The sequence below is a fragment of the Pseudomonas sp. B21-019 genome (assembly GCF_024749225.1).
Taxonomy (GTDB): Bacteria; Pseudomonadota; Gammaproteobacteria; order Pseudomonadales; family Pseudomonadaceae; genus Aquipseudomonas.
In genome coordinates this window covers 5,248,040-5,270,667 of sequence record NZ_CP087193.1, presented here as the reverse complement: position 1 = coordinate 5,270,667, position 22,628 = coordinate 5,248,040, and the positions used below count along the sequence as shown (strand labels likewise).

Annotated in this window: 18 protein-coding genes and 1 pseudogene; 9 read left to right on the top strand and 10 right to left on the bottom strand. The window is 60.3% G+C overall.

Annotated elements, in window-relative coordinates; translation table 11 throughout:
• Positions 1–110: 110 nt before the first annotated feature.
• The 3 genes from LOY36_RS23575 (at position 111) to LOY36_RS23565 (ending at position 4,288) form a co-directional block, all read left to right on the top strand.
• Positions 111–683 carry an RNA polymerase sigma factor gene (locus LOY36_RS23575; RefSeq protein ID WP_007936356.1) on the top strand — a complete coding sequence of 191 codons (573 nt, stop codon included), beginning with the start codon at positions 111–113 and terminating at the stop codon, positions 681–683.
• Entirely contained in the window at positions 680–1,669 is a 990-nt protein-coding gene (locus LOY36_RS23570) for a FecR family protein (protein ID WP_258671125.1), read from the top strand. The genes LOY36_RS23575 and LOY36_RS23570 overlap by 4 nt, the downstream gene beginning before the upstream one ends.
• Before the next feature lie 189 nt (positions 1,670–1,858).
• Positions 1,859–4,288 (top strand): TonB-dependent receptor, encoded by a 2,430-nt coding sequence (locus tag LOY36_RS23565; protein ID WP_258671124.1) that lies wholly within the window; start codon positions 1,859–1,861, stop codon positions 4,286–4,288.
• 82 nt (positions 4,289–4,370) lie between these two features.
• Here the strand turns inward: LOY36_RS23565 and LOY36_RS23560 are convergent, their stop codons facing one another.
• Positions 4,371–5,246 carry an AraC family transcriptional regulator gene (locus tag LOY36_RS23560; RefSeq protein WP_019647703.1) on the bottom strand — a complete coding sequence of 292 codons (876 nt, stop codon included), beginning with the start codon at positions 5,244–5,246 and terminating at the stop codon, positions 4,371–4,373.
• Between the two features lie 138 nt (positions 5,247–5,384).
• Here LOY36_RS23560 and LOY36_RS23555 point away from each other — a divergent pair, with 138 nt between their 5' ends.
• Positions 5,385–6,287, top strand: coding sequence for a DMT family transporter (locus LOY36_RS23555; RefSeq protein ID WP_258671123.1), 903 nt, complete (start codon positions 5,385–5,387; stop codon positions 6,285–6,287).
• A gap of 26 nt (positions 6,288–6,313) precedes the next feature.
• On the opposite strand, the gene LOY36_RS23550 is transcribed toward LOY36_RS23555, so the two are convergent.
• The 4 genes and pseudogenes from LOY36_RS23550 to LOY36_RS23535 all read right to left on the bottom strand — a co-directional run bounded on the left by LOY36_RS23550 (position 6,314) and on the right by LOY36_RS23535 (position 9,849).
• On the bottom strand, positions 6,314–6,823 hold the full coding sequence (locus tag LOY36_RS23550; RefSeq protein ID WP_258671122.1) for a DUF2165 family protein: 510 nt from the start codon (positions 6,821–6,823) through the stop codon (positions 6,314–6,316).
• Positions 6,824–6,972: 149 nt separating this feature from the next.
• Positions 6,973–7,947 carry a D-glycerate dehydrogenase gene (locus tag LOY36_RS23545; protein ID WP_258671121.1) on the bottom strand — a complete coding sequence of 325 codons (975 nt, stop codon included), beginning with the start codon at positions 7,945–7,947 and terminating at the stop codon, positions 6,973–6,975.
• 246 nt (positions 7,948–8,193) lie between these two features.
• Positions 8,194–8,545, bottom strand: a pseudogene (locus LOY36_RS23540) (DUF6124 family protein).
• A 335-nt stretch (positions 8,546–8,880) separates the two neighbouring features.
• The gene (locus LOY36_RS23535; protein ID WP_018927142.1) at positions 8,881–9,849 is read right to left on the bottom strand and encodes a LysR family transcriptional regulator; all 969 of its coding nucleotides are present in this window, start codon (positions 9,847–9,849) and stop codon (positions 8,881–8,883) included.
• A 347-nt stretch (positions 9,850–10,196) separates the two neighbouring features.
• On the opposite strand from LOY36_RS23535, the gene LOY36_RS23530 reads away from it, so the two are divergent.
• The 4 genes from LOY36_RS23530 to LOY36_RS23515 all read left to right on the top strand — a co-directional run bounded on the left by LOY36_RS23530 (position 10,197) and on the right by LOY36_RS23515 (position 15,178).
• Positions 10,197–11,696 (top strand): efflux transporter outer membrane subunit, encoded by a 1,500-nt coding sequence (locus LOY36_RS23530; RefSeq protein ID WP_019647708.1) that lies wholly within the window; start codon positions 10,197–10,199, stop codon positions 11,694–11,696.
• A 210-nt stretch (positions 11,697–11,906) separates the two neighbouring features.
• Complete coding sequence (locus tag LOY36_RS23525; protein WP_019647709.1) at positions 11,907–14,099, top strand: FUSC family protein; 2,193 nt, start codon at positions 11,907–11,909, stop codon at positions 14,097–14,099.
• Entirely contained in the window at positions 14,089–14,289 is a 201-nt protein-coding gene (locus tag LOY36_RS23520) for a DUF1656 domain-containing protein (protein ID WP_258671120.1), read from the top strand. The genes LOY36_RS23525 and LOY36_RS23520 overlap by 11 nt, the downstream gene beginning before the upstream one ends.
• A gap of 25 nt (positions 14,290–14,314) precedes the next feature.
• Positions 14,315–15,178 (top strand): HlyD family secretion protein, encoded by an 864-nt coding sequence (locus LOY36_RS23515; RefSeq protein WP_019647710.1) that lies wholly within the window; start codon positions 14,315–14,317, stop codon positions 15,176–15,178.
• Between the two features lie 162 nt (positions 15,179–15,340).
• Here the strand turns inward: LOY36_RS23515 and LOY36_RS23510 are convergent, their stop codons facing one another.
• From LOY36_RS23510 to LOY36_RS23500, 3 genes are read right to left on the bottom strand one after another with little or no spacing between them, the layout of a single operon-like run.
• Positions 15,341–15,739, bottom strand: coding sequence for a DUF4440 domain-containing protein (locus LOY36_RS23510; RefSeq protein WP_258671119.1), 399 nt, complete (start codon positions 15,737–15,739; stop codon positions 15,341–15,343).
• A gap of 47 nt (positions 15,740–15,786) precedes the next feature.
• Positions 15,787–16,611, bottom strand: a complete 825-nt coding sequence (locus LOY36_RS23505; RefSeq protein ID WP_258671118.1) for an SDR family oxidoreductase — start codon at positions 16,609–16,611, stop codon at positions 15,787–15,789.
• Between the two features lie 32 nt (positions 16,612–16,643).
• A complete protein-coding gene (locus tag LOY36_RS23500; RefSeq protein ID WP_007936330.1) occupies positions 16,644–17,108 on the bottom strand; it encodes a hypothetical protein in 465 nt (154 codons plus the stop codon).
• A gap of 180 nt (positions 17,109–17,288) precedes the next feature.
• Between LOY36_RS23500 and LOY36_RS23495 the strand changes: the two genes are divergently transcribed.
• The gene (locus LOY36_RS23495) at positions 17,289–20,153 is read left to right on the top strand and encodes an RHS repeat domain-containing protein (RefSeq protein WP_258674214.1); all 2,865 of its coding nucleotides are present in this window, start codon (positions 17,289–17,291) and stop codon (positions 20,151–20,153) included.
• An 82-nt stretch (positions 20,154–20,235) separates the two neighbouring features.
• Here the strand turns inward: LOY36_RS23495 and LOY36_RS23490 are convergent, their stop codons facing one another.
• Positions 20,236–21,687 carry a mannose-1-phosphate guanylyltransferase/mannose-6-phosphate isomerase gene (locus tag LOY36_RS23490; protein ID WP_019647715.1) on the bottom strand — a complete coding sequence of 484 codons (1,452 nt, stop codon included), beginning with the start codon at positions 21,685–21,687 and terminating at the stop codon, positions 20,236–20,238.
• Positions 21,688–21,946: 259 nt separating this feature from the next.
• Positions 21,947–22,615 (bottom strand): alginate O-acetyltransferase AlgF, encoded by a 669-nt coding sequence (locus tag LOY36_RS23485; protein WP_258671117.1) that lies wholly within the window; start codon positions 22,613–22,615, stop codon positions 21,947–21,949.
• Positions 22,616–22,628 lie beyond the last annotated feature (13 nt).

The following is a 22,628-nucleotide window of genomic DNA, read 5'->3' as shown; positions in this document are numbered from 1 at the left end:
TTGGCCGTTATCTCATCGTCTCCTTTGCGTATGAGAATATTTATCATTAATATCGCCGGCTTGTGGGTCTTGTGGCATTCACGAGGCCGTACCCGGTTTGTTCTGACCCGATGATCACCCGCCCTCCCGAAACCCATGACGCCGAGCACGATGAACATCGCGGCGCCCGTGCGCATTTCCTTCAGGTGTTTTTGTCCCAGCGTTCGCAAATGGAGGCGCTGGTGAGCCGTCGTGTCGGCTGTCGGGCGACGGCGGCGGATCTGGTGCAGGATTTGTTCCTGCGCTTCTGGCGTCGGCCGCTGGTGCAGGTTGAAGAGCTCAGCACGTATCTGCTGCGTTGCGCCGGCAACATCGCCATCGACCATTTGCGCAGTGAAGGCGCGCGGGTGCGGGTCAACGAAGGCTGGATGCCGGAGCAACCGGACAGCCAGGGCTGCGAGCCGCAAGCAGCCCTGGAGGCGGGCAACGATTTGCGTCATGTCGAAGCGGCCTTGCGCGCATTGCCCGAGCGCACGCGGCAGATCTTTCTGCTCAACCGCATCCATGGCCGCAAGTACGCCGAAATCGCCAAGGCCATGGGCCTGTCCCAAAGCGCCGTGGAAAAACATATGATGCGCGCCCTCGAGGCTTGCAAGGCCAGCCTGCGGGAACCCGAACCGCGCACGCCAGGGAACGCACCGTGAACCACACCGAACGCGCCACGCCGACGCCTGCTCAGGAGCGGGACGCTTTCGCCTGGCTCAGTCTATTGCATGACCAGCCCGGCAGCAGCGATCAACTCACGTTCAGTCGCTGGTTGCAGGCTGATCCCGCCCACGCCGAGGCCTATGCCCAAGCGCAAGTGGTGTGGGAGTTGAGCGAAGTACCGGCGCGGACCTTGGCTGATGAAGAGGCTTTTGCCTTGCAGGGCTACCTCAATGCGATGAATCGCGCGCGCGGGGGGCGCGTCCGGCGTTGGTCTGGTGCGTTGGCCATAGCGGCGTGTCTGGTGTTGATGATCGGCGTCGGCGCTGGTTGGCAGCCGTCGCGCTGGGTTGATGATCTGGGTGCGGACTACGTGTCGGCGCCGGGGCAGATTCGTACCGTGACGCTGGCGGATCAGTCGCAAGTGACGCTGGATGCCGACAGCGCAATCGCGGTGGATTTCAGTCGCGGTGAGCGGCACGTCCAGCTGCGTCGCGGTGCCGGATTTTTCAGCGTGACGCACACCGGCGAGCCCTTTGTGGTGGGGGCGGAAAAGGGCGAGGCGCGGGTCTTGGGCACGCAGTTCGAAGTGCGCCTGCAACCCCATGGCGCGCAGGTCACGGTGTTATCCGGGCGGGTTGCAGTGACGGCCGACAAGAACGCCGCGCAGCAAATTCTGAGCGCCGGCCAGCAAGTGGCTTATGCCGACGGCTCGTCGGACAAACTCCACGCCGTCGACAGCGAAGCGCAGTTGGCCTGGCGTCAGGGCTGGCTCAATTACTACAAGGCGACACTGGCCGATGTGGTGCAAGACCTGCGGCGTTATTACCCCGGGCGCATTGTGTTGCTCAATGAGCAACTGGCGGCGCGGCGGGTCAGCGGCAGTTTTCCGAGCCAGGATCCGCAGGCGGTGTTGAGTTCGTTGCAGGGCGTGATGGGGTTTGAGCAGCATCACGTTTTGGGGAATTTGATTATTTTGCGTTGAAGATGAAGATCAAAAGATTGCAGCCTTCGGCAGCTCCTACGTGCCTGTGGGCGCCGCCGAAGGCTGCGATCTTTTGAGCTTCTGAAAATATTTTCAACTTTCTGATGAGGTAAACCCGATCGCCATCCGTGTAGTGACTGAAACTGCGAGTCATTCGCATCCGTAGTCGTTCTACACAGGTCATGAGCAATGAAGTCCAGGGCAAAATCGGGTTCGGTCAAACAATGGTTCGGTGTATCTGCATTAAGCTTTTCAGCGTTGGCGTTGCTGCCGTTGAGCGTGGCATGGGCGGCTGAAGCCAGCAGTACCCAGCAACGCGCGCCGTTCAGCTTTGCAATGGCCGCCAAACCGCTGCCCCAGGCCCTGAGCGACTTCAGCCGGATCACCGGCATCAGCGTGGTCTATACCGACGAAGCGCCTTACGGCATTACCGCTCCGGCGGTCAGCGGGCAGATGAGCGCCGAACAGGCGATGCAGCGTTTGCTCAGCGGTTCGGGTTTCACCTTCCGCCGCACTGATGCCCAGACCCTGGCGCTGGAGCCTGTGCCCAGCGAAGGGACATTGAACCTGGGCGCCACCACCATCACCTCGGTGGCGCAACAACCCATGAGTTATCAACCGCCACCCACCAGTTCGGTGATGCGTTCGTCGGCCTTGCTCCAGGAAATCCCGCAGACCGTCAACGTGATCCCGGCCCAGGTCATTCGCGATCAGGCGCCGCGCAATCTGGATGATGCGCTGGCCAACGTCAGCGGCATCACCCAGGGCAACACACTGGCGAGCACCCAGGATTCGGTAATGACCCGCGGTTTCGGTGACAACCGCAACGGCTCGATCATGCGCGACGGCATGCCAGTGATCCAGGGCCGTGGCCTGAATGCCACGGTCGACCGGGTCGAAGTGCTCAAAGGCCCGGCGTCCTTGCTCTACGGCATTCAGGACCCGGGCGGCGTGGTCAACATGGTCAGCAAGAAGCCCGAGCTTGAGCAGTACAACGCACTGACCCTGCGCGGCTCGACCTATGGCGATGGCAAGAACGGCAGCGGCGGCAGCCTCGACAGTACCGGCGCCCTCGGCGATTCCGGGCTGGCGTACCGCATGGTGCTGGACCACGAAGACGAAGATTACTGGCGCAACTTCGGCACCCATCGTGAGACGTTGGTAGCGCCGTCGCTGGCCTGGTTCGGTGAAAGCACCAAGCTGCTGTTCTCCTACGAGCACCGGGAATTCCTGACCCCGTTCGACCGTGGGACGGTGATCGATCCGCGCACCAACCACCCGTTGGACATCTCGCGCAATGAACGTCTCGACGAGCCGTTCAACAACATGGAAGGCCGCTCGGACCTGTATCACTTCGAGGCCGATCACGAACTCAACGACAACTGGAAAGCCCACTTCGGCTACAGCTGGAACCGCGAAACCTACGACGCCAGCCAGGTGCGCATCACCGCCATCGACACCAAGAAAGGCACGTTGACCCGCAGCATGGACGGCACGCAGAACGCCATCAGCACCGACCGCTTCACCACCGCCAGCCTCGAAGGCAAAGTCAATGTGCTGGGCATGCAACATGACCTGGTGTTCGGCGTCGATGACGAGTACCGCAAAATCTACCGCGAAGACCTGATCCGCCAGAAAAGCCTGACCACCTTCAGCTACGTCAACCCGGTGTATGGCCGCGAAGTGGCGGGCACCACCGTCAGCGCGCCCGACAGCGCCCAGACCGATGAGCTGCGCAGCGATTCGATATTCCTGCAGGACTCGATCCACCTCAACGACCAGTGGATTCTGGTGGCCGGCGGGCGTTTCCAGGAATACGACCAGTACGCCGGCAAAGGCGTGCCGTTCAAGGCCAACACCGACAGCAACGGCCAGAAATGGGTACCGCGCGCCGGCCTGGTGTACCGTTACACCGACGAGTTGTCGTTTTACGGCAGCTACACCGAATCCTTCAAACCCAACTCGACCATCGCGCCGCTCAGCGGCAGCAGCACCGTGCTTGATGGCAGCGTGGCACCGGAAGAAGCCAAGTCCTGGGAGATCGGCGCCAAGCTCGACATGCCGGGTCGTATCACCGGCAACGTTGCACTGTTCGACATCAAGAAGCGCAACGTACTGGTCGCCAACTCTGAAGGCCCGACCACGATCTATAGCGCCGCCGGTGAAGTGCGTTCCCGTGGTCTGGAAGTGGACATGACCGGGCAGCTCAGTGACCGCTGGAGCATGATCGGCAGCTATGCCTACACCGATGCCGAAGTCACCGAAGACCCGGACTACAAAGGCAAGCGCCTGCAAAACGTCGCCCGGAACACCGGCTCGCTGTCGGCGGTCTACGACTTCGGCACCATCGTCGGTGGCGATCAGTTGCGGGTTGGCGCGGGGGCGCGTTATGTCGGTGAGCGAGCGGGTAACGCGGTGAACGATTTCGACCTGCCGAGCTACACCGTGGCCGATGCGTTCGCCACCTATGACACCAAGGTCGAAGGGCAGAAGGTCAAGTTCCAGCTCAACGTGAAGAACCTGTTTGACCGCACCTATTACACCTCGGCGGCGAGCCGGTTCTTTGTGTCGATGGGGGATTCGCGGCAGATTTCGTTATCCAGCACCCTGGAGTTCTGAGTCAACCCGCAAAAGATCGCAGCCTTCGGCGTAGGAGCTGCCGAAGGCTCGGGCCGCGTTCGGACGATCCTTTGATCTTGCTTTACCGCAAAAACGCCTGCCGATACTCGCCGGGCGTGCCACCCAACGCCTGTCGAAACCGGTTGGTGAAATGGCTCGCACTGGCAAACCCGCACGCCAGCGCAATCTCCCCCAACGGCTGCGACGATGCGCGCAACAACTCCCGCGCGCGGCTCAATCTTCGGGCCAACACATACTGATGCGGCGGCAAGCCGAAGCTCACACGAAACATCCGCGCAAAATGATATTCCGACAGCGCGCATAAGCTCGCCAATTGCCCAAGGCTGATCGCCTCCGCCAACTGACTGTCGATGAACTCCACCAACTGCCGTCGCTGATGCGCCGCCAATCCACCCTTGAGGCGCAAGCCCTGACGCACACCAACCTGACTGAGCAAGGCATGGCTGAGCATCTCGTGGGCCAGGCTGCTGGTGAGCAGGCGTTCGCCGGGTTCGTCCCAGTTGAGGGCGATCAACTGCCGAAAGTGCCGGGCTTGCTGCGGGTCTTCGAGGAACGTGCGCTCGCGCAGCTGCAACTCTCGCGGCTCGCGATCCAGCAGCGTGACGCAGCCAAGGGCAAATTGTTCGGGGCTGAAATACAGGTGGGCCAGGCGAATGTCGCCGTTGATCACCCAGCCTGACTGATGGTCGGCGGGCAGAATGCACAGCTTGTCCGGGCCGCCCTTGGTGCCGGGCTGGTCGCGGCGAAAGGTGCCGGTGCCACCGGCGATGTAGCACGACAAAGTGTGATGGCTCGGCGCTTCGTAGTCCTGGGCGTCATGGTGGTTGCTCCACAAAGCCGCAGCCATGCCGTCACCGAGCTCGGCGCTGTGCTCCAGGCGAGCATTGGGCGAGCGGTTGAGGGCTTGAAAGACTTGCAACGTTTCCAGTGCGGCCATGATCGGTTCTCTCCAACGCCTTGCATCCTACTCCGTAGACGCTGGCCTGCCAGCCTGCCGACCGACAAAAGCGCAAGTTTATGCAAGTGCAAAAGGGGGGCGCGCCGGACACTGAAGGCCTATTCAGGAGTCTTCACCATGAACCTCTCGTTATACCTGCTGACCGTGTTGATCTGGGGCACCACCTGGATTGCCTTGAAATGGCAACTGGGCGTGGTGGCGATTCCAGTGTCGATCGTCTATCGCTTCGGCCTCGCCGCGCTGGTGCTGTTCGTGATGTTGTTGCTTAGCCGGCGCCTGCAAGTGATGAACCGTCGCGGGCATCTGATTTGCCTGGCGCAGGGGCTGTGCCTGTTCTGTATCAATTTCATGTGTTTCCTCACCGCCAGCCAGTGGATTCCCAGCGGTCTGGTCGCCGTGGTGTTTTCCACCGCAACGTTGTGGAACGCCTTCAATGCGCGGGTGTTCTTCGGCCAGAAAATCGCCCGCAATGTGCTGATGGGCGGCGCGTTGGGCTTGCTCGGTCTTGGTCTGTTGTTCTGGCCGGAGCTGGCCGGTCATACCGCCAGCCCGGAAACATTGCTCGGGCTGGCTCTGGCGTTGCTCGGAACCTTGTGCTTCTCGGCGGGCAACATGCTGTCGAGTCTGCAGCAGAGGGCCGGCCTGAAACCCCTGACCACTAATGCCTGGGGCATGGCTTATGGCGCAGCGATGTTGTCGGTGTGGTGCCTGGTCAAAGGCATCCCGTTCGACATGGAATGGAATGCCCGTTACATCGGCTCGTTGCTGTACCTGGTGATTCCGGGCTCGGTGATCGGCTTCACCGCCTACCTGACGCTGGTCGGCCGCATGGGGCCGGAGCGGGCGGCGTATTGCACCGTATTGTTCCCGGTGGTGGCGCTGAACGTGTCAGCGTTTGCCGAGGGGTATCAATGGACGGCGCCGGCATTGGTGGGGTTGGTGCTGGTGATGTTGGGCAATGTGCTGGTGTTTCGTAAGCCGCGTGCAGTGCTGTCGCCAAACCACGGCAAGTTGGCTTGAGCAGGAAAAATGTCGAGTGCTGAGCATCAGTGCTCGACTTTTAACGCGATATAAATCATCAGCGGCAATATGAAGTCGACAATATGCCGAGCCCAGTCTTTGGCGTTCCAGGTCTGCGATGTGTCCATGTCGAACCATTCAACACCGATGACTTGCAGGCAAACGTAGTAGATAAATATGGCGGTCAATAGTCCGATGATCGAGAGCTTCTTGGCTTCGTGGAATACGTCAGCCGATTCGTTGATTTTTCGGTACAGGTGATAAGTCCCAACCAGGCAGCACGCCGTGTAAATTACTTCCATCGTAATAACGAACCAGTAAATCCGGTGGTGCAGCATGGGCGAATCGATCGCTCTGTAGCGGATGTTGTCGTTTACCTGCGTTGTGTCCATGCTCAGAATATGGGCGACATATTCATAATTTGATGAGTAGTCGGTGAAGTTGTGAAACATCACAAGCAAGCCGAAGAAGCTGATGTAAGCCATGAGAATGACTTTGCTGTAGCGAATAAGTTTGTCGGTGGTCAGTCTGTTCAATTTGATTGTTCTCCAAAGCGTTCATCGTGGATTCGATAAGTTTGGAGAGTTTATAGCGAGTGTTTTTTATTTTGTGTCAGGTTCATTTACAAGGTATGTATTGAACCGCTATTAACGGGCAAGTGTTGTACAACACTTGCCCGATTTAATTATTTGCGCCAGACCTGTGGATTCACCAGATCCTGCGGTCGTTCACCCAACAAGGCACTGCGCAAGTTGGCCAATGCACGGTTAGCCATGGCTTCACGGGTTTCGTGCGTGGCCGAGCCGATATGCGGCAAGGTCACGGCGTTTTTCAGTTGGAACAGCGGTGATTCAGCCAGTGGTTCTTTCTCGTAAACATCCAGCCCGGCGCCACGAATCCGGTTGTTTTGCAGCGCTTCGATCAGCGCCGGTTCGTCCACCACCGGGCCGCGGGCGATGTTCACCAGAATGGCGCTCGGCTTCATCAACGCCAGTTCGCGATGGCTGATCAGATGTTTGGTTTTTTCGCTGAGTGGCACCACCAGGCAGACGAAATCAGCTTCGGCCAGCAATTGATCCAGGCTGCGGAACTGTGCGCCGAGTTCCTGTTCCAGTGCGGTCTTGCGGCTGTTGCCGCTGTAGATAACCGGCATGTTGAAGCCCAGTCGACCACGACGGGCGATGGCCGCGCCGATGTTGCCCATGCCGACGATGCCCAAGGTTTTGCCATGCACATCGCTACCAAACAACGGCGCGCCGACGGTGGCTTGCCATTGCCCGGCCTTGGTCCAGGCGTCCAGCTCTGCGACGCGGCGGGCGCTGCTCATGAGCAGGGCGAAGGCCAGGTCGGCGGTGCTTTCGGTGAGCACGTCGGGGGTGTTGGTGAGCATGATCCCGCGTTCGTTGAAGTAGGCGAGGTCGTAGTTGTCGTAGCCGACGGAGACGCTGGACACCACTTCCAGTTTGCTGGCGTTTTCCAGTTGCGCCCGGCCGAGTTTGCGACCAACGCCGATCAGGCCATGGGCGTGGGGCAGGGCTTCGTTGAACTGGGCGGCGATGTCGCCGTTTTTCGGGTTCGGCACGATCACATCGAAATCCTGTTGCAGGCGTTCGATCATGGGCGGGGTGATGCGGCTGAAGGCGAGGACGGTTTTTTTCATTGGAGAGGGGCTCGTCGGGCGTGGAGATTGCCAAGCAAGCTAACATTCTTCGCGGACATTATGCGAGTGCTCGGATTGCCCGGGGGGTACCCCATTCAAAATTGTGGGAGCGACCTGTGGCGAGGGGGCTTGCCCCCGTTTGAGTGCGTAGCACTCACAAGATCTTTGGTACATCAGAGATTTTGGGGCTGCTACGCAGCCCAACGGGGGCAAGCCCCCTCGCCACAGTCTTGCTCCCACAATGGATCAGCTGTGTGGTGCAGGTTTCGGTACGTCGACGTTATCCAGCACTCGGTTCACCGCCAGTTCGGCCAGCATGATGACTTGCTGGATCGCCAGGAGCGTATGCCGCTGCGGGGCGTCGACATAGGCGGCGATGTCGCTGGTCATGACGCTGGCCGAGGAGCAGGCTTTCGTTATCCATGTCCGGCGCGACCATGAACATCCTGCTGGGCTTGCGGCCTTCGGGTTGTTTGGGTGGTGGCTTGAGGTAGTGGTCGAGCGCGCGCTCGGCGGCGTCGTGGAGTTTTTTCGAATCGAGAGATTCGTAGGGGGAAACGTCGTCGGTTTCCGGAGGGTTCGGTGTTTCTTTAATCATGCGGAAGTTACTCATTGGCAGATGAAGTGGAACTGCCATCTTTCGTTTTCCAGACGAAAGGGTGGCAGCTGTGCGCGGACTGGAAAAACCGGAACACCCACCAAAACCCGGCAGACCCGAAGGTCTCCCGCGCACAGCCGCCATAACAAGGATTGCGTGCAGTAAAAAGCGCCGCAGTATGCCATGGGGTGTGGTCAGTGTTCGCCAGGTTTTCCAGACCTGATCGCTGATTTTGCAGCGACCCACAAAGCCTACCCACTTCGCTTCCGACGCAACAACCGCCAGAACTTGTCGGAAACCTCCCCAAAAACCACCGCGTCTGTAGGACCGTGAAATCAGTTCGCCAGCCGAGCCCCACCCAAGCTGCCGCTCAATTCATACGCCGCCAACTCCGCCTGATGCGCCGCCAAAATCTCCGGCAACGACCCGCGCAAATACTCGACCCACGTCTTGATCTTCGCGTCCAGATACTGCCGCGACGGGTAAATCGCATACAGGTTCAATTCCTGCGAGCGGTACTTTGGCATCACCCGCACCAGCGTACCGTTGCGCAAGCCTTCAATCGCCGCATACACCGGCAACACACCAACCCCCATGCCACTGGTGATCGCTGTCTTCATCGCGTCAGCGGAGTTCACCAAGAACGGTGAGCTGTTGATGGTGACCATTTCCTGGCCTTCGGGGCCATCGAAAGCCCACTTTTCCAGTGGGATCACCGGGCTCACCAGGCGCAAGCACATGTGATTGAGCAAATCGCTGGGCTTCTGCGCGCAGCCGTTGGCTTTTACATAGGCGGGCGATGCGCAAACGATGCTGTAGGTGATGCCCAAACGCTGGGAGACGAAGCCCGAGTCGGGCAGTTCGCTGGCGAGCACGATGGACACGTCGTAGCCCTCGTCGAGCAAGTCCGGCACACGGTTGGCCATGGTCAGGTCAAAGGTCACGTCCGGGTGGGTCTTGCGGTAGCGAGCGATGGCGTCGATCACGAAGTGCTGACCGATGCCGGTCATGGTGTGCACCTTGAGTTGCCCGGCCGGGCGCGCGTGGGCGTCGCTGGCCTCGGCTTCGGCTTCTTCGACATAGGCCAGGATCTGCTCGCAGCGCAACAGATAGCGCTTGCCCGCTTCGGTCAGGGCAATGCGCCGGGTGGTGCGGTTGAGCAGGCGGGTTTGCAGGTGGGCTTCCAGGTTGGAGACCGCGCGCGAGACATTGGCCGTGGTGGTGTCCAGTTGTACGGCGGCGGCGGTGAAGCTGCCGGCCTCGGCCACGTAACTGAAGGCGCGCATGTTTTGCAAAGTGTCCATGGGGTGCTCTCTTGGCGGATGGCAAATTGTGACACGAAGTTTCAGGGACTGAGACCCCGACCAAGGGATTATCTCGTTAACGGTAACAAAGATTCACAGGAATCCCGACTTATCGCCATTCAGACCGCCCCCTAGAATTGCGCCATTGTTGGAGCGGGTCTGTGTGGCGAGGGGGCTTGCCCCCGTTGGGTCGCGAAGCGCCCCTAAAACCAGTCACCGCGTTCTTCAATCAGAATGCGGGTGACCGATTTACGACTGCTTTGCAGCCGAACGGGGGCAAGCCCCCTCGCCACATAAGCCTCGCTCCTACCAGATCTTGTATTTCTCCCTTTCAGGAAATCGCAGCAGTGCCGCGTCGCATCAACAGAGCGCTCAAGACGCTCAGTGTTTTGGCTTTAACCCTGGCAATCAGCGGCTGCATCGCAACCGCGGGTATTGCCCCACAAGGCAAGGCACTGGAGGCCAATTCATTGGCCACCGACGAAGCCATCCAGAGCGCCGCCCGGGACGCTCACTGGCCCACCGCCCAATGGTGGCAAGCCTACGGCGACCCGCAACTGAACCGCTGGATCTCCCTTGCCCTGCAAGACAGTCCGAACATGGCCATGGCCGCCGCACGGGTGCGTCAGGCCCGGTCCATGGCGGGTATTGCCGAGTCCGCCGAGTCGTTGCAGATTAATGGCCAATCGACTCTCAAGCGCCACAACTGGCCCACCGATCAGTTCTACGGCCCCGGTGAGTTGGCCAACACCACCACTTGGGACAACAACGCCGCGCTGGGCTTCAGCTATGCCCTCGACCTCTGGGGCCGCGAAAGCAACGCCACCGAGCAAGCGGTGGACATGGCTCACATGAGCGCCGCCGAAGCACGGCAGGCCCAGCTCGAACTGCAGAACAACATCGTGCGCGCCTACATCGAACTCTCGTTGCATTACGCGCAGAGAGACATCGTTGCCGCGACCTTGAAGCAACAACAGCAAATCCTCGACCTGGCGCAAAAGCGTCTGGACGGTGGCATCGGCACACATTTCGAAGTCAGCCAGGCTGAAACGCCGTTACCGGAAACCCATCGCCAACTCGATGCGCTGGACGAAGAAATCGCCCTCAGCCGTAACCAGCTCGCGGCCTTGGCCGGTAAGGGCCCGGGGGAGGGCGCACAGTTGCAACGGCCGACGCTGTCGCTGGGGGCGGCGCTGAAGTTACCGTCATCGTTGCCGGCGCAATTGCTCGGGCAACGCCCGGACGTGGTTGCCAGTCGCTGGCAAGTGGCGGCCCAGGCGCGGGGCATCGATGTCGCTCACGCAGGCTTCTATCCCAACGTCGATCTGGTCGGTAGCCTCGGCTACATGGCCACCGGTGGCGGTGCGTTGGAGTTCCTGACCGGCAAGAAGCTCAACTACAGCGTGGGACCTGCGATCTCGCTGCCGATTTTCGACGGCGGCCGCTTGCGTGCGGAGTTGGGTGAAGCCTCGGCCGGGTATGACATCGCCGTGGCCAAGTACAACCAGACGCTGGTCAATGCGCTGAAGAACATCTCCGATCAGTTGATCCGCCGCGAGTCGATGGACAAGCAGCAAACGTTCGCCGCCGAATCGGTGGCCACGGCGCAGAAGACTTACGACATCGCGATGATCGCCTATCAACGTGGGCTCACCGATTACCTCAACGTACTCAATGCGCAGACCTTGCTGTTCAAGCAACAGCAAGTGCAGCAGCAGGTTCAGGCTGCGCGGTTGAGTGCTCATGCGGAGTTGGTGACGGCGCTCGGCGGCGGACTCGATGCGGGCGACGACGTCCCGAGTGCCGAGAAAACCCAGCCCCCGAAAACCCCGAGCCTTTTGAAGTGAGCCCGACATTTCAGGCACTCCCACATTTGTGGCGAGGGAGCTCTGTGGCGAGGGGGCTTGCCCCCGTTCGGCTGCGCAGCAGTCGCCAAGTCTGTGAATGCGGTGTGTCTGAGAAAATGCGATGGCAGGTTTTGGGGCTGCTGCGCAGCCCAACGGGGGCAAGCCCCCTCGCCACAGTTCCTCAAGCCCTAGACCATTGAGCAAAATTTCATGACTCCCTTGCCCGCACCCTTGCGCTGGCTGTATTCCCTTGAATGGCGCCGGGGTTTCTTCGACTGGGCGCGCAGCGACGGCGTGACCTGGGTCTACATTTTCAAGGTGCTGATCGCCGCGTTCCTCACGCTGTGGCTGGCCATGCGTCTTGAATTGCCGCAACCGCGCACCGCGATGATTACCGTGTTCATCGTCATGCAGCCGCAAAGCGGCCAGGTGTTCGCCAAGAGTTTCTATCGCTTCCTCGGCACGTTGGCCGGGTCGGCGGTGATGGTCGCGCTGATTGCCTTGTTCGCGCAGAACACCGAACTGTTCCTCGGCTCGCTGGCGATCTGGGTCGGCCTGTGCACGGCTGGCGCAGCGCGTTGTCGCAACTTCCGCGCCTATGGATTTGTGCTCGCCGGTTACACGGCGGCGATGGTTGGGCTGCCCGCTCTGGCTCACCCGGACGGCGCATTCATGGCTGCGGTCTGGCGAGTGCTGGAAATCTCCCTGGGGATTCTCTGCTCGACGCTGGTCAGCGCCGCGATCCTGCCGCAAACCGCCAGTGCGGCGATGCGCAATGCGTTGTATCAGCGCTTCGGTGTGTTCGCGTTGTTCGTCACTGATGGCTTGCGCGGTCGCAGTCGGCGCGAAGCGTTTGAAGCAAGCAACGTTCGGTTCATCGCCGAGGCGGTGGGCCTGGAAGGACTGCGCAGCGTCACGGTGTTCGAAGACCCGCACATGCGTCGACGCAACGGGCGGCTCAGTCGTTTGAACAGCGAGTTCATGGGCGTCACCACACGCTTCAATGCCCTGCATCAGTTGCTCGAACGCTTGCGCGGCAGCGGCGCCGATCATGTTGTCGCGGCGATCAAACCAGGGTTGCAGGACCTGGCCGAAGTGCTCGACGGTTTCAGCGGCCGTGCGTTGACCAGCCCTGATGCCGCTCGCCTGGCCAGCGCCTTGGCGACCTATAAGGACAACTTGCCGGCGCGGGTGCGCAAGCTGCGGGCGAGCTTTCAGGAGAGCGATCCGAGCGACGCCGAGCAGTTGGATTTTCACACCGCCTACGAACTGCTTTATCGCTTCGTCGACGACTTGCACAGTTATGCACAGACCCACGCGTCCCTGGCCGATCACAGCCACGAACGGGAGCGTTGGGACGAGCCCTTCACCCCGCAAACCAACTGGCTGGCCTCGGCGGCATCGGGGATTCGCGCAGCGTTCATCCTTGTGGTGCTCGGCAGCTATTGGGTGGCCACCGCGTGGCCGAGCGGGGCGACCATGACCCTGATCGCCGCCGCCACCGTCGGCCTTTCAGCGGCGACGCCGAACCCCAAGCGAATGGCCTTTCAGATGGCCTGCGGGACCTTGCTCGGGGCGCTGATCGGCTTCGTCGAGATGTTTTTCATCTTCCCCTGGATCGACGGCTTTCCGTTGCTCTGCGTGATGCTCGCGCCGGTGATCGTGCTCGGCTCGTTCCTCACTTCTCGGCCGCAATACGCCGGTGTCGGCCTGGGGTTGCTGATCTTCTTCAGCACAGGTTCCGTGCCGGACAACCTTACGGTCTACAACCCTTACGCCTTCATCAACGACTACATCGCCATGGTCATGGGCATGCTGGTGTGCGCGGCGGCCGGGGCAATCATTCTGCCGCCCAACAGCCGCTGGCTGTGGCGGCGGCTGGAGCAGGACTTGCGCGGGCAAGTGGTGTACGCCATCAGCGGCAAACTCAAAGGCCTGGCGTCGAGTTTTGAAAGTCGCACGCGGGACTTGCTGCATCAGGCTTATGGCCTCGCCGCAGGGCAGCCGCAGGTGCAGCGGGACTTGTTGCGCTGGATGCTGGTGGTGCTGGAAGTCGGCCACGCGATTATCGAACTGCGTAAGGAACAAGCGATTCTGCCGGTGCACCCGGCATATGCCGAATCCCAGCCGTGGCGCCAGTCCATCCGGGTGATGGGCCGTTCGCTGGTGCGGCTGTTTCTGCAACCGGGCCAGAGCAATCTGGAGCGGGCGCTGGTCGCCGTCGACCACGCGATCGGACGCGTGCAGGCCACCGACGAACCCTTCGCGCCACACTTCGATACCTCTGCCTTGCGCCGGGTGAAGAGCTACCTGCACTTCATCCGCACCTCGTTGCTCGACCCGCAATCGCCGCTGGCCTCATACACCACTGCCAAGCCCCAAGGACTTGAACATGCCTCGTGAAATCGCCTTCCACGGCGTGTACGTGCCGACCATGACCCTGATGTTTTTCATTGCGGCGGCGCTGGCCTGGGCCCTTGACCGATTCTTGTCCGGGTTCGATCTGTACCGTTTCTTCTGGCACCCGGCGCTGCTGCGCCTGAGCCTGTTTACCTGTCTGTTCGGCGCCCTGGCGCTGACTGTCTACCGTTGACTCTCTATCACTGAAGAAGGCCTTGATGAAAAAGCTTTTCAGCCTGCTCGCGACCCTGCTGGTGCTGGCCCTTGCCCTGTGGATCGGCCGGACCTTGTGGGTGCATTACATGAACACGCCCTGGACCCGTGACGGCCGGGTGCGCGCCGACATCATCAACGTCGCCGCCGACGTGACCGGTGAGGTGGTGGAGGTGCCGGTGCGCGACAACCAGTTGGTGAAAAAGGGCGACCTGCTGATGCGTATCGACCCCGAGCACTACCGCCTCGCGGTGAAACAGGCGCAGAGCCTGGTGGCCTCGCGCAAGGCCACGTGGGAGATGCGCAAGGTCAACGCCCATCGCCGCGCCGACCTCGACAACCTGGTGATCTCCAGGGAAAACCGCGACGACGCCAGCAACATCGCCGACTCGGCCCTGGCCGATTACCAGAACGCACAAGCGCAACTGGAAGCCGCCGAACTGAACCTCCAACGCACCGAAGTGCGTGCGGCGGTGGACGGCTACGTCACCAACCTCAACGTCCATCGCGGTGACTATGCGCGCATCGGCGAAGCGAAAATGGCGGTGGTCGACATGAATTCGTTCTGGGTGTATGGCTTCTTCGAAGAAACCAAACTGCCGCATGTTCGCGTGGGCGATAAAGCCGACATGCAATTGATGAGTGGCGAAGTGCTCAAGGGCCATGTGGAAAGTATTTCTCGCGGCATCTACGACCGCGATAACCCGGAAAGCCGCGAGCTGATCGCTGATGTGAATCCGACCTTTAACTGGGTGCGTCTGGCGCAGCGGGTGCCAGTAAGGATTCACATTGATGAAGTGCCGGAGGGTGTGCTGTTGGCGGCGGGGATTACGTGTACGGTGGTGGTGAACCCCCCGGCTGGCAAATGACCTGTGGCGAGGGGGCTTGTCGGAACGCCGCACCGCCCCGTTGGGCTGCGCAGCAGCCCCCAAAAATCTGCAAACCGGTACGGTCAGACACACCGCGGAATCAGCCTTGCGACGGCTGCGCCGCCGAACGGGGGCAAGCCCCCTCGCCACAAGGGAACGGTTTCAGCCCTGGCAAAACGTCTCATGCAAATGCCGCCAAATCACCTTGCCGTCGGCCTGTTTTTCAAACACCACCGAGGACCGTCGATCAGAATGCAGCCCCGTCGCATCGGTCTGCTGTTCGCGGTAACTGACCACTGCGCCACCGTCATACAGCGCGACACCTCGCAACTCGCTGAGCTCAATCCTGAACCCGAGCTTCTTCCCGCCCGCGAGTAGAAACAATTCATTCAACGCCTCGAAATCCAGTACCCGGCCCAACGGCGAGACCATGGAAAACTGCGGTGAAAAACGCGTCAGCAATTGTTCAAGCTCGGCCTCGTCTCGCTCCTCGGCCAACCATTGCTCGATGGCTACGTGGGCCTGGATCACTTCGTCAAAGTATTCGGTGTAGTCGGTCATGCTGTTTCCTGAAAGTCTGAAAAGTATGTTCTGACGCCTTCGCGGTCTCAGAGCTGCCCGCGTAACCCGAACCGCTTCATCAACCCCGACTCCAGCAATCCCTTGGGCAACAACCCCGCCATCAACGGCAACGCCCGGCTGCCGTTACCCAAACGCACCAGACGCGGTGGTTTGCTTTGCTGCACAGCCTTGAGCAAACCGGCGGCAAATTCACTGGCCGGTGTCGGCTTGTCTTGAGAGGCCTTGGCCCGTGCACGAATACCTTCACGCAGTGGAAACCACGGTGATTGTTCGGTGATCAGTTGCTCGGCTTCGTGGCCGGCATTCTTCGCGAAGCTGGATTGGATGGCGCCCGGTTGGACTTCCATGACTCGTACACCAAACGGCGCCAGCTCCATGCGTAACGCATCGCTCAAGGCATGCACGGCGGCTTTCGAGGCGCAGTAGGCACCGGCAAACGGCGTGACCAGAACCCCGGAAACGCTGCCGATATTTACCACCAGCCCCCGGGCGCGACGCAGTACCGGGAACATCGCGCGAGTGACGCCGACAATCGCAAACACGTTGGTTTCGAACTGGCGCTGCATGGCCGGCACGCCGCCATCGAGCAGTGGCCCCATGGCGCCGTAACCGGCATTGTTGATCAGCACATCGAGGCCGCCATGCTGCTGGTTGATTCGTTCGCTCAACTGTTCGAGTGCCGGGCCATCGTTGACATCCAGTTGCACGGCGGTGAAACCGGCGGCTGTCAGCGCCGCCACGTCTTCAGCCTTGCGAGCGCTGGCCCAGACTTTGTAACCGGCACTTTTGAAGGCATCGGCGAGGGCACGGCCAATGCCGCTGGAACAACCGGTAATCAACGCAACAGGCATGGCGCGGTCCTTGTGCAAAAGAAAAAGGGGGATCAGTCGGAGAAACTACCCTGCAACCGTTCGGCGCGAAACTCCAGGGTTTGCGGGCGGTAACCGGGGCGCAGGGGCGGTAGTGGCAAGCAGTCTTCCCAATTGCCGCCGGCCTGCAATTCACCGGGGCCGCGATAACGTGGTGCGGCGTATTGATTGTCGGCCAGGTTCACCGTATCGCCCGGCGCATACGCCGCGATGCGCCAGCGCAACTCGGTCAGTGGCACGTCGTTACCGTTGTTCATCGTCAACTTCAACGGCCGGTCTGCGGGACAGTGCTCGGGTGCGTAAGTGATGCGTAGCTCAAGGCGTGCCAGTTGCTTGATCTCGCGATTGTCCATCCAGAACACCCATGTCGCCACCAGACCCAATCCGACAGCGGCCGCCACGGAAACCGGCACGGCCTTGGCCGGGTAGCGCAGCAGCAGGATCAGCCAGGTGATGACCAGCAGGACGCCGATGAACATGTTTGAACGCTCCTTGAACGGATAACCACCATCCTACCGAAGGGACACGAGAATGGATATTCGGTGAGCAAGGGGTTGTACCGCTGGTCGGTACTGTAATTTCTGACAGTAGCCAGCCCTGACCACGAGCGGTTAGATAACCACAGGCGAACAGGGACGAACCGGATGCAGGCTTCGACAATGGGACGGCACTATAAAACCCCACGATTGTCCGTCATTGACCCGCGGGGGCTGCCGATTTGTTCGGTTGATTATTGGCGCACAGACGAAAGCGCCACTGCGCTGGCGCGCATCAATCGCACCTTCCACGATGCCGCGGGTTTTGCGGTAGAACAGTGGGACCCGCGGCTATGGGCGTTGCAAAAGGACGACTCTTCGACCCCTGCCAATCTCACGGCGGTACATTCTCTGTCCGGTAATCCGGTATTTACGGTCAGTGTCGATGCCGGCTCACAGATCAGTCTTCTTGGTCTGGCCAATGAAATGCTGCAAGGCTGGGACAGTCGCGCTGTACGACGCGAGGTTGATTACGACGACCTGCTTCGTCCCGTGGCGGTGTTTGAGCATCTCGCCACGCAGCCACCACATTGTGCCGAGCGTATGGAATATGGTCGTGCCGATCACGGCAATCGGGATCGCAACCAATGCGGGCGGTTGATTCGCCAGGATAGCCCCGGAGGCACAGTGTTGTTTGCGGCGTTTGCAATCACGGGCCACTGCACAAGGCACGTTCAGCAGTTCACGCTGGAAGCCGTTGCACCGAATTGGCCTGAGCCGATAGCCGATCGACAAAAACTGCTCGAACCGGGCGAGGGCGCCGTTTCGACGGGGCGTTACGGGGCGCTGGGGGATGTGCTGGAAACGGTCGATGCCAGGCAGAACTGCCAGAGCTTTAGTCTCACGCTTGATGGCCGGTTACGCCACAGTGCCCTTAAGCTGGCGGGGCAATCCTCATGGCAAACGCTGGTCGGCGAAATCGATTACAACGCCGAGGGTCAGACCGTACGAGAAGTGGCGGGTAACGCAGTGCAAACAACGCTCACGTATTGCCCCGAGGATGGTCGGCTGATGGAGCGACGGGCGTACAGTGAGCGAGTCGGTTTGCTGCAACACCTGCTCTATATCTATGACCGAATGGGCAATGTGCTGAGTATCGAAGACAAGGCCCTGCCGGTGCGCTACTTCGCCAATCAACGCATCGACCCGATCAATCGCTTCATCTACGACAGCCTGTACCAGTTGATCGAAGCCTTTGGCTGGGAGGCGGGCGGCCCTACTCAGGGGCCGGATTCAGTCGGTCGTACTGATCCGGCAGCGGTCAGCAATTACCATCAGAGCTATTGCCATGACGCGGGCGGCAATCTACTGACGCTGACCCACGTCGGCGCGCAAAACCACGGACGCGAGCTGAAAGCCGCGCGGTACAGCAATCGCTGCTTGCCCTGGCGCAACGACGTGCCGCCGACCGAAGGAGAAATCGCCGCTGCATTTGATGCCAGCGGCAATTTGCTGGAACTGGATCAGGGGCGCTTTCTGACGTGGGATCTGCGCAACCAGCTGCAATCGGTCAGCCCGGTGGCGCGCGTCTCCGGACGCCATGACCGGGAGTCGTATCACTGCGATGGCGGTGGCCAGCGCGTACGTAAAGTCCGCTCGTTGCAGACCAGCGTGCGGACCGTTGTCGCGCAAGTGCGTTACTTGCGGGGGCTGGAGCTGCGCACCGATAACGGCACGGGAGAGATCTTGCAGGTCATCATTGCCCAGGCCGGACTCAACAGCGTTCGGGTATTGCACTGGGAGAGCCCCCCGCCTTCGGGAACAAACAACCAGTATCGATATGGCTTTACCGATCATTTGGGCTCGACCAGCCTGGAGCTGGCTGCTGATGCACGCATCATCAGCCGGGAAACCTTTTACCCGTTCGGCGAGACGGCCTGCCTGGCTGGGGATGATGTGATCGAGGTCAGTTATAAAACCATTCGTTACTCGGGCAAGGAACGGGATGCGACCGGACTGTGTTACTTCGGTTATCGCTATTACATCCCGTGGTTACAACGTTGGTTGAATCCGGATCCCAAGGGCTTCATCGACGGACCGAATCTGTACTGCATGGTCGGTAACTCACCCATGACATATGTCGACAATGACGGAGGAGGCAAGACTGAAGCGGCAGGGTTGAACAGCAGCCTGGAAAAACAACGAGCCTTATTGACATCGGTGGCGACGACGACTTCCGATCTCAGAAATTCGATGCTTAACCACGTTTATGCGCGGCATCGGTTTCAAGCCCTGGGCAGGCGGGTAGTCACTCAGCTTGGCAGCAATGCTGTCAGCGCTGGCGCACAGGCAGTGGGCGCTGCGGGGGGCTCCGCCTTGGGTGGGTTGCTTGGGCCGGGAGGTTCAGCGTTGGGAGGCCAGCTAGGAGCGAAAGCCGGCGCGAAGGCTGCGGATGCGTTGATTTCCAAAATGGTGGACACCTTTGAGCTGGATCGCCCGATCAACTTCAAGGGCAATGAAATGAACCCCAAGGCGCTGATTGAGAGCGTTGAGCCGAAAAAACAACTCAGCCTTGCAATGGTAAAGCTTGAGCTGGCGGCAAATGATCCGCGTACGAGTGAAGGACGAGCGCGACTGGGGAAAAAAATTCGCACCGCGGTGACAGACAAGATTGTCGAAATGGTCGGTGAGAAGCTGGGATCGCAAGCCCCAGGGCTGATCAAGACAGGCGAGGAGTTTTACCAGGCATCGAAGGGGGTGAACGCGTCATCGTTGAGTGAGACTTATGAGGTGACGCCGGCAGTGATCGATATGCTGGAGTTCAGGATGCAGGCGATCAAAAATGAATTCGCGGACTCCGGTAGTTCGGATCCGCAAACCTTCGAAACAATCGCTGAGCTCTCGATGCAGACGCAGGAAGTGGTTCAGGTGCTGAACCGAAACCAGGACTTCATTGAACTTGTCGCGCCCAAGCCTTACGCCGGAAGACGACAATCACTCAATGGGACGTCCAGGTCAGCTCCCGCTCGGCAAGGAGCATTCCACTGACACAAAAGAAAAGCCCCCACCCAACCCACTGCGGATAGGGAACGCAGCGGGCTGGACGGGGGCTTTTTGTTTTACCGGTCAATCACTGCGCGATGGTTTTCACCGACACGCCGCGCTCGATCGGGGTGGAGCGACCGTAGATATCTTCAAACCGCTCGATATCGTCTTCGCCCAGGTAGCTGCCCGATTGCACTTCGATGATCTCGAGTGGAATCTTGCCTGGGTTGCGCAGACGGTGAACCGAGGCGATCGGGATGTAGGTCGACTGGTTTTCAGTGAGCAGGAACACGTTTTCGTCGCAGGTCACTTCAGCGGTGCCGCTGACCACGATCCAGTGTTCGGCGCGGTGGTGGTGCATCTGCAACGACAGGCACGCACCCGGTTTGACCGAGATGCGCTTGACCTGGAAACGACCGCCCATGTCCACCGAGTCGTAGGAGCCCCACGGACGATAGACTTCGCAGTGGGTCTGGGTTTCGCTGCGGCCCTGTTCGTTAAGGGTGTTGACCATCTGTTTGACGCCTTGGACCTTGTCCTTGTGGACAATCATCATGGCGTCCTTGGTTTCGACCACCACGATGTTTTCCAGGCCGATCACCGACACCAGTTTGCCGTTGCCATGGATCATGCAGTTTTTGCTGTCCTGGATGACCACGTCGCCTTTGGTGACGTTGCCGTTGGCGTCTTTTTCATTGACTTCCCACAGCGACGACCAGCAACCGACATCGCTCCAGCCCGCGGTCAGAGGCACGACGCAGGCGCGCTGGGTCTTCTCCATCACCGAATAGTCGATGGAATTGTCCGGGCAGCAGGCGAAGGTAGCAGGGTCGATATCGACGGTGTCGGCATCCTGCGCGCTACGTTCCAGCGTCAGTACGCAGGTGTCGTAGATGTCCGGATCATGTTTTTTAAGCTCTTCAAGGAAGCGGCTGGCGCGGAACAGGAACATACCGCTGTTCCAGAAATAACCGCCGGACTGGACGAACTCGGTGGCGCGTTTCACGTCGGGTTTTTCGACGAAGTGCGAGACACGGCTGACGCCTTCCGGCAGCAGGGCATCGTTGGTGGACTTGATGTAGCCGTAACCGGTTTCCGGTTTGGTCGCCGGCACGCCGAACAGCACCATCTCGCCACGCTCGGCCGCCACGGTGGCCAGGGCCAGGGCGCGTTGCAGGGCTTTCTGGTCTTCCAGCACGTGGTCGGCCGGCAGCACCAGCATCAACTCGTCGCGACCTTCATTGACCAGCATCATCGCGGTCAGGGCCACGGCTGGCGAGGTGTTGCGGCCGAAGGGCTCCATCAGCACGCGCTGCACATCCAGGTTGCGGGCGTTCAACTGCTCGTTGACGATGAAACGGTGTTCCTTGTTGCAGACCACGATCGGAGTGTCCATGCCTTCGAACACCAGGCGTTCCAGGGTTTGCTGGAACAGCGTGTGTTCGCCGGTCAGGGCGAGGAATTGCTTGGGGAATTGCTTACGCGAAAGCGGCCAAAGACGTGAGCCGCTACCACCTGACAAGATCACCGGAATCATGTTGTTACTCCTTTAAAATCGATTGGTTAGAGCCACGAACGTTCTGTCGTTTCACTCTTGTTTTTGTTCCGTAATCAGATCGGCTCACCGATTCTGTAGCAGCTGCCGAGCCTGCGAGGCTGCGTTCGGCGACGTAGTCGTCGTGAATCCCGTCAATGCGGTCATTCAGAAAGACCGAGTTGCTTGGATTGCGACTGCTTCGCAGTCGGACGCAGGCTTCGCCAGCTGCTACAGGGTGATCACCGTCCTGATGAATTAATCAGCGCGTCGACACCGGGCGCTTGACCCAGACTGGCGACAGGTTGCTGCCGTTGCCGGTGACGTACAGCACCGCCGCTTCACCGCGCTCCAGGGCAACCGGCTTCACGTCGCCGACTTTCTTGTCGCCTTCGTACAGCGCCAGGCTGACTTTCACCGGGTTGATTTCACGCTCGCCACGGCCCTTGGCGGCCACGTTCGGCACCACATCGGTCTTGCCGTCGGCGGTTTTCAGGGTCAGGGCCTTGTCGCTGAGGTTCTGCACGCGCACCAGGGATTTCTGCTTGTTCTTGAACGGCGGCTCTTCGATCAGTTGCGGTGCGCCGCTGGCGTTGTTGACCAGGGTGTAATAGTGATCACCGGCCAGTTTCACCGGCAGGGTCTGGCTGCCGATCTTGGCGCTGTAGTCGCCGCCCGGCATGAAGCTGAAGTCAGTGCTGGACAGCGGCGCGACTTCGTTCAGGTTGGTGGTGCCGACTGTGGCGCTGACTTCAGCGTTACCGGCGTTGTAGACCCGCACGAAGCTGGAGCCTTTTGGCGCGACAGGGCCGTAGAGGGCGGCGTCACCCGCGGCGAAGGCCTGCATCGAGAGCACGCTCATGCCGGCGACGAGGGCGACTGCTTTTAAGGAGCGAGCGGCGAGACGGCGAGGAGTAGTAGTGAAAGTCATGGGTGTACCTCTC

Coding starts and splice junctions, on each gene's coding strand:
- LOY36_RS23575 (WP_007936356.1), top strand. CDS start 111: ATGATCACCCGCCCTCCCGAAACCCATGACGCCGAGCACGATGAACAT.
- LOY36_RS23565 (WP_258671124.1), top strand. CDS start 1,859: ATGAAGTCCAGGGCAAAATCGGGTTCGGTCAAACAATGGTTCGGTGTA.
- LOY36_RS23560 (WP_019647703.1), bottom strand. CDS start 5,246: ATGGCCGCACTGGAAACGTTGCAAGTCTTTCAAGCCCTCAACCGCTCG.
- LOY36_RS23555 (WP_258671123.1), top strand. CDS start 5,385: ATGAACCTCTCGTTATACCTGCTGACCGTGTTGATCTGGGGCACCACC.
- LOY36_RS23545 (WP_258671121.1), bottom strand. CDS start 7,947: ATGAAAAAAACCGTCCTCGCCTTCAGCCGCATCACCCCGCCCATGATC.
- LOY36_RS23535 (WP_018927142.1), bottom strand. CDS start 9,849: ATGGACACTTTGCAAAACATGCGCGCCTTCAGTTACGTGGCCGAGGCC.
- LOY36_RS23525 (WP_019647709.1), top strand. CDS start 11,907: ATGACTCCCTTGCCCGCACCCTTGCGCTGGCTGTATTCCCTTGAATGG.
- LOY36_RS23520 (WP_258671120.1), top strand. CDS start 14,089: ATGCCTCGTGAAATCGCCTTCCACGGCGTGTACGTGCCGACCATGACC.
- LOY36_RS23515 (WP_019647710.1), top strand. CDS start 14,315: ATGAAAAAGCTTTTCAGCCTGCTCGCGACCCTGCTGGTGCTGGCCCTT.
- LOY36_RS23510 (WP_258671119.1), bottom strand. CDS start 15,739: ATGACCGACTACACCGAATACTTTGACGAAGTGATCCAGGCCCACGTA.
- LOY36_RS23505 (WP_258671118.1), bottom strand. CDS start 16,611: ATGCCTGTTGCGTTGATTACCGGTTGTTCCAGCGGCATTGGCCGTGCC.
- LOY36_RS23500 (WP_007936330.1), bottom strand. CDS start 17,108: ATGTTCATCGGCGTCCTGCTGGTCATCACCTGGCTGATCCTGCTGCTG.
- LOY36_RS23495 (WP_258674214.1), top strand. CDS start 17,289: ATGGGACGGCACTATAAAACCCCACGATTGTCCGTCATTGACCCGCGG.
- LOY36_RS23490 (WP_019647715.1), bottom strand. CDS start 21,687: ATGATTCCGGTGATCTTGTCAGGTGGTAGCGGCTCACGTCTTTGGCCG.
- LOY36_RS23485 (WP_258671117.1), bottom strand. CDS start 22,615: ATGACTTTCACTACTACTCCTCGCCGTCTCGCCGCTCGCTCCTTAAAA.